The sequence below is a fragment of the Paenibacillus popilliae ATCC 14706 genome (assembly GCF_000315235.1).
Lineage (GTDB): Bacteria > Bacillota > Bacilli > Paenibacillales > Paenibacillaceae > Paenibacillus_B > Paenibacillus_B popilliae.
In genome coordinates this window covers 1-4,725 of record NZ_BALG01000242.1, presented here as the reverse complement: position 1 = coordinate 4,725, position 4,725 = coordinate 1, and the positions used below count along the sequence as shown (strand labels likewise).

At 40.1% G+C, this 4,725-nt stretch carries 5 protein-coding genes and 2 pseudogenes; 1 reads left to right on the top strand and 6 read right to left on the bottom strand.

The genetic code is table 11. From position 1 onward, the window contains the following. The 4 genes and pseudogenes from PPOP_RS15035 to PPOP_RS20840 all read right to left on the bottom strand — a co-directional run. A pseudogene (locus PPOP_RS15035) lies at positions 1–615 on the bottom strand (IS30 family transposase); the annotation flags it as partial. A 198-nt stretch (positions 616–813) separates the two neighbouring features. Beyond that, positions 814–1,425, bottom strand: coding sequence for a hypothetical protein (locus PPOP_RS15030; protein ID WP_006287394.1), 612 nt, complete (start codon positions 1,423–1,425; stop codon positions 814–816). Between the two features lie 39 nt (positions 1,426–1,464). Beyond that, entirely contained in the window at positions 1,465–2,073 is a 609-nt protein-coding gene (locus tag PPOP_RS15025) for a hypothetical protein (protein WP_006287393.1), read from the bottom strand. 84 nt (positions 2,074–2,157) lie between these two features. Further along, positions 2,158–2,853: a glucuronyl hydrolase gene (locus tag PPOP_RS20840; protein WP_234399859.1), complete on the bottom strand. Its 696-nt coding sequence runs from the start codon at positions 2,851–2,853 to the stop codon at positions 2,158–2,160. 306 nt (positions 2,854–3,159) lie between these two features. Between PPOP_RS20840 and PPOP_RS15015 the strand changes: the two genes are divergently transcribed. After that, entirely contained in the window at positions 3,160–3,501 is a 342-nt protein-coding gene (locus tag PPOP_RS15015) for a hypothetical protein (RefSeq protein ID WP_006287391.1), read from the top strand. 54 nt (positions 3,502–3,555) lie between these two features. Here PPOP_RS15015 and PPOP_RS15010 read toward each other — a convergent pair whose 3' ends face one another. Then, positions 3,556–4,230 carry a hypothetical protein gene (locus PPOP_RS15010; RefSeq protein WP_042229108.1) on the bottom strand — a complete coding sequence of 225 codons (675 nt, stop codon included), beginning with the start codon at positions 4,228–4,230 and terminating at the stop codon, positions 3,556–3,558. Between the two features lie 307 nt (positions 4,231–4,537). Then, positions 4,538–4,725, bottom strand: a pseudogene (locus tag PPOP_RS24485) (ISNCY family transposase); the annotation flags it as partial.

Below are 4,725 nucleotides of genomic sequence, written 5' to 3'. Positions count from 1 at the left end.
AGGCAATCTCCATCGATAACGCCGTACGATCTGGCATTAGAATGGCCGTGTACAGGCGGGTTTTGCGTTCCACAAACGTAGCCACACAGCCCTTACATTTCCCACGGCCAGAAACGACCGTATCGAGTTCCCAATGACCGAATGTTTTCCGGGATCGAACCTCTTTAGGACGCTTTGAGATCGCCTTTCCTACGGTAAACTTACCACGCGTCTCCACAGGCTTTTGACGCTTGCCTTTATGCCGAAGGACGGCCAGCGCGCCTCTCGCCAAACGGCCAGCATACAGCCAGCGATAGATCGTTTTAAAGCACACGATCGCTTGTCCCTCCTGACGCAGCCGCTCCATGATCTGCTCGGGAGACCAGGTGGCCTGAAGCTTCTCTTCGATGACCATGGCCAGCTCCGGCGTCCACTTTCCTGCGGGAATGGAGGCCTGACGACGATGGACATAGCTCTCCTGAAATGATCCCGCATGGTAAGTCTCTTGGGCTGCGTTTCGGCGCAGTTCCCGGCTAATGGTGGCATGTCCTTGGCGATGGCTCGGGCACTTTTCCCTTGCTGATGGAGGATTTCCAGCTTGCTTCGCTCGATTATGCTAAGATGAGTGTAGCACATGGTGGATTCTCCTTGTGTGAATGGGGTCTGAGAACTTTCATTCTACACGAATCCGGCCATGAGCCTTTTGTTTTTTTATTTCCAGAAGGTGTCGCACTTCATTTTACAATCCGTCATCCGTCATCCGTCATTACATTAATAGCTTTCTATTTGCCCAACCCGTTTCAGCCCTCTTTTGATCCGTTACACAAACATCCGTTATGCCAAATACAACCCTTCGGTTGTACATATCGTTCTGACCAAGTCCACTTGCTCCTGGTCGCAAGTATAAACAAGTGCACATTCACCGCCAACCCAAAGGATGACGTTGATATCGATTAAATATAGACAAGCGGAAGCAAGATTTCTTAAACCTAACATAAATAAACACCGTAGAACTTCTAAATCATCCATTTCTACAATCTCTTCTCTGGAAAATAATGACTTCATTTTCAACAAAAAGGGTCGATTTAAGAATTCATCCGGAAAATGAAAGGGGTTAGCATAAAGAATTCCGCTCTCTACATAGATGGTAGAGTATGCACATAGCTTAAAGAAAATGGATAAAAATTTCTTTTCTTTTTCAAAATAAACCGCATTAAAACCGTGCCCATCGTCGTAAGTGTAGAACGCTTCCAGTTGTCCGTATCTTCCTTCAATTCTAACCGTTTTGGGCATATCATCGATTCTGTACATTCTATTTTGATAACAGATATCCAACTCTTCCCATTTATCACTTAAAAAATGTTCCCAATCCGTATCGATCAAATTTTGATCCAACAAAGATTGATCAATATTAAATCTATGACACAGGGAATCCCTTATATTCATAACTACAGTCCCCTTTCTGTAAACAACCTACACGTTTCCTCATTCGTTTGCATGCAGAACTAAATTCTGCGCCGCACATGCTGTTCTGACAACATCGGCTTGTTGCTGATCAGCGATGTAAACCACATAACCCGCAGTCGTTGTCCACACAATCGTCTTCCTGTCTACCAAATAAAAACAAGTGGTCATCCTATTTCGCAAACTTGCTAAAACCAAACATGTTACAATTTCCCGATCACTTACTTCTTCTAAAATTCCCCTCTCAAATAACGATTTCATGCCCAATAAAATGTCTGGTTCTAAACATTCTTCTGGGAAATTTAAAAGGTTCGCATCGTAACGAAATTCACTTTCTATACGAACGACACCATGTTCTCGTAATGCGAACAATATAGATAAAAGCTTTGTTTCCAGTTCACTATCCACGACATCGATCTTGCTTTCCGTACGCCCCATACAACCATCTATTTGATACATTTTGTCTTTATACACCGTATCCATCATCTGTAGTTTATCGACTAGGAAACACTCTTCATTCCAATCATCATCGGGCACCGTTTGCTGCAGTAAAGCTAAATCAATATCAAATACAGAACATAAATCATGGATTCGCCTCTCTACGAGCATCCGCTTTTCCCAGTATGGCAAAGAAAAAACTCCCTTCCTTGTACAAATGAAAGATAGTCAAAAAGCCCCCCATGAATGAGGGCTTTTTGTACCTCTAATTTATTCTCAAACAATTTTGCCTTCTTCAGTTACTGAAGCGATACGCTCCCCATCTTTATTGCGTAATTTCCATTTGTCACCTCTATGACTGGTATTTCTATTTTTTTGTATTGACCAACCTGTTTTGGGATCTTTAAATACTACACCATCATTGCTTTTTACTTTTTGACTAAATTTACCCATATCAACCGAATAATCATCTCCATCTTTTTTCAATTTCTGTGGAATTTTCTTTGCCGCATCTTCAATTTCTTTTTTCATGTTGTAATAGACGGAATCTTTAGCATCCTCATAATCTTTTACGGTTAACGCAATTCCCGTAGCTGCGGTAAGGCCTGCTGTGATCGCAGCCGCGATTTCAGCAGCGCCCCAAGCTAACGGAATGACAAATACAAATCGCTTGTGCCGGTTTCCTTGTGCAGGCTGTTCCAACCACGATAATACGGTTTTGATAGAAGCGCCGTGCTCTTCAAATACGGTTTCCCCTGTATGCTTGTCTACAACCCGAATGTCGGACGTTCGCGGAATTTCATGGTACGTTACGTAGGTCGTGTAGTCCACTTTGTGGATGGTAAATCGTTTCTCCTGATCAACGGAATAGGATGGCTCAACACTTGCTTGCTCTGGTGACGCATAAGAAACACCCGCCAACGATACAACCAATGAACATACAACCATACATGACAACATCTTTTTCAGCATCTTCTTCAATTTTAATCCCTCCAAAATATGGTTTTAAGTCATTTTATCATGAAAATTATGGAATTAAGAGTGAAAAAATGGTGGGTGTAGTAACAAAAACTTTGATATTCCAACCTTATTCCCCCCAAACATGTAAGAAAATTTTTATAGAACGACATATATCGACAGCGGTTTTTAAATTATTCCTGTATCGTTATGTTGACGATGTAACGGTTGCTGGGGAATCATCCCCAAATGCAATACATCGCTGCTGGGAGGCTACAGATTGAGCTTGGATGAGTCGGAAATTTTTAAGGGGGGAACGTTATGAGTCTATTCATTCTACTATGTTTTATGACTGTTTTTATTTGCAGGTTATTTTTCTTAGGTATATCAAAAAAGAACGAAAAACAGTTGCTTCAAAGCGGGGGCAAAGAATATGGTATCGGTAATACAAAACTACTTACAATAGCACATATTATATTTTATATAGGCTCTATTACGGAAGCTTGGATAAGAAAGGCTTCTTTTGATTGGATTTCATTCTTTGGAATTTTAGTTCTCATTATCTCTCTTCTCATGTTAACCATTGTTGTGAAACAATTAGGTAATTTATGGACAATTAAACTGATTATTGAGCAAAATCATACCTATCATCAACAGGGTTGAGCAAAGGGGCGTCCCCAGTCACTTCCAATGACTTGTGGAACAGCCCCTTCTACATTACTTCAATAAATACAAACCTTCTGTTGTGCATATCGTTCTAACAAAATTCTCTTGTTCCTTGTCACAAATGTAGAGCGTAGCGCCAAGACTACCTATCCAAGCGATAATTCGAAGATCCGTGAAATAGATACACGTATAGATTTGGTTTTTAAAACTCAAAGCCAACAAATATTCAAGCACTTTCCATTCATCAATGGTTACGATACTTTCTTTAGAATACAGTTGATTTGTTGATTGGAATTGTTCATGTTCTTGCATTTCATGCAGTAACTCAGTGTCACGAAAAATGCTACTTTCCAAATAAATCGAAGAATAAGCCCACAACTTTGATAGCACATTTAGAAATTTTTTTTCTTCCTGAAAATAAAGGGGATTCAAACCGTGTTTATCATCTGGCATATAGAAAATCTCCAATTGTGGAAACCTTCCCTCTATAGGAATAGCCATTGGAAAGATATCTATCCAATGAATTTTTTCCTTATAAGGACTCTCTTTAGAGATAAAACGATTATTAATACAAATTTCCTTCTTAAAAAAATCACATTTATCAATTAAAAAGAAATCTTCATCCCAGTCTTCCTCAGGAACATCTTTTTTTAAAACGGATAAATCAACATCAAATACCTTACACAAATCTTTTACTTTCTCACTATACAATACTTTATTTTCCAACAATTTTCCCCTCCGCAGTTAGTGAGGCAATACGCCGTGCATTTTCCCCTCTCCATTATACAACTCCACACATCACCTTTATGTCCTACATTTTCCTTCTTCTCTATTCTCCATCCTGTTTTTTTATTTTTATAACGAACTTTATTACCTGATACTTTTTGATCAAACTTATCCAGATCAACCGAATAATCATCATCTTCTTTTTTCAATTTCTTTGGAATTGCATTTGCCGCATCTGTCAATCATCTGTGAAAATGTCACCCTAACTGTGCTATGAAAATGTCACTTGTTCGAATGGAGGCCACCTTCACCAGGGGGCCTCTATATAGCTGTTGTGCTGCGAGTACATCGCATCTTGGAAGGTACTGCGTTTTGTGTTACGCTTAGAAGCGTTGAGCGTGGCTTTCCACGGATGTTCATTGGCGGGTTTGCGCTGGGGCGCAGAACTCGTCTTTTTCTTTTGCTGGGACTTCATTCTTTCTGTTTTCTTTAGCA